Here is a 1,788-nt window from a genome sequence, read left to right as displayed (position 1 = left end):
CTCTCAAAACTGAACAAAACAACAGATAAAACAAACCGTAGGTTTCCTTTTCCTTAGAAAGGAGGTGATCCAGCCGCACCTTCCGATACGGCTACCTTGTTACGACTTCACCCCAATTATCTGTCCCACCTTCGGCGGCTGGCTCCATAAAGGTTACCCTACCGACTTCGGGTGTTACAAACTCTCGTGGTGTGACGGGCGGTGTGTACAAGGCCCGGGAACGTATTCACCGTGGCATGCTGATCCACGATTACTAGTGATTCCGGCTTCATGTAGGCGAGTTGCAGCCTACAATCCGAACTGAGAATAATTTTATGGGATTAGCTCGACCTCGCGGTTTGGCAACCCTTTGTATTATCCATTGTAGCACGTGTGTAGCCCAGGTCATAAGGGGCATGATGATTTGACGTCATCCCCACCTTCCTCCGGCTTGCACCGGCAGTCACTTTAGAGTGCCCAACTAAATGCTGGCAACTAAAATCAAGGGTTGCGCTCGTTGCGGGACTTAACCCAACATCTCACGACACGAGCTGACGACAACCATGCACCACCTGTCACTTTGTCCCCGAAGGGAAAGCTCTGTCTCCAGAGTGGTCAAAGGATGTCAAGACCTGGTAAGGTTCTTCGCGTTGCTTCGAATTAAACCACATGCTCCACCACTTGTGCGGGCCCCCGTCAATTCCTTTGAGTTTCAACCTTGCGGTCGTACTCCCCAGGCGGAGTGCTTAATGCGTTAGCTGCAGCACTAAGGGGCGGAAACCCCCTAACACTTAGCACTCATCGTTTACGGCGTGGACTACCAGGGTATCTAATCCTGTTTGCTCCCCACGCTTTCGAGCCTCAGCGTCAATTACAGGCCAGTAAGCCGCCTTCGCCACTGGTGTTCCTCCACATATCTACGCATTTCACCGCTACACGTGGAATTCCACTTACCTCTCCTGCATTCAAGTCTCTCAGTTTCCAATGACCCTCCCCGGTTAAGCCGGGGGCTTTCACATCAGACTTAAGAAACCGCCTGCGCTCGCTTTACGCCCAATAAATCCGGACAACGCTTGCCACCTACGTATTACCGCGGCTGCTGGCACGTAGTTAGCCGTGGCTTTCTGGTTAGATACCGTCAAGGGACAAGCAGTTACTCTTATCCTTGTTCTTCTCTAACAACAGTGCTTTACGATCCGAAAACCTTCTTCACACACGCGGCGTTGCTCCGTCAGACTTTCGTCCATTGCGGAAGATTCCCTACTGCTGCCTCCCGTAGGAGTCTGGGCCGTGTCTCAGTCCCAGTGTGGCCGATCACCCTCTCAGGTCGGCTATGCATCGTTGCCTTGGTGAGCCATTACCCCACCAACTAGCTAATGCACCGCGGGCCCATCTATCAGCGATAGCCGAAACCATCTTTCAAACCAGCGTCATGCGACGCCCGTTATTATTCGGTATTAGCCCCGGTTTCCCGGAGTTATCCCCAACTGATAGGCAGGTTGCCCACGTGTTACTCACCCGTCCGCCACTCACGTCAGAAAAGCAAGCTTTTCGTCGGTTCGTTCGACTTGCATGTATTAGGCACGCCGCCAGCGTTCGTCCTGAGCCAGGATCAAACTCTCTTTAAAAGTTAGTTTGAATACTTATTCAACACCGTGAATAAGATCCTTGCGTCAAATTGACTTCGCTAGCAAATTACTTTACTAGTTGTTTGTTTGGAAATAGCTTTCTATTTCCGCCCTGCGATTCTTACCTGAAAACATTGCTGTTTTCTTGGTTTTATCTTTGTTTTTTGTTCAGTTTTCAAAG

At 50.6% G+C, this 1,788-nt stretch carries 1 rRNA gene; it reads right to left on the bottom strand.

Annotated features, from left to right (window positions below):
- Nucleotides 1-57: 57 nt before the first annotated feature.
- A 16S ribosomal RNA gene (locus EP57_RS05930) occupies nt 58-1,607 on the bottom strand.
- Between the last annotated feature and the right edge of the window lie 181 nt (nt 1,608-1,788).

Origin of the sequence: Listeria booriae (assembly GCF_000766865.1) — a bacterium.
GTDB classification, from domain to species: domain Bacteria; phylum Bacillota; class Bacilli; order Lactobacillales; family Listeriaceae; genus Listeria_A; species Listeria_A booriae.
The sequence above is the reverse complement of the archived record's forward strand: the minus strand, read 5'-3'. Positions and strand labels throughout refer to the sequence as shown.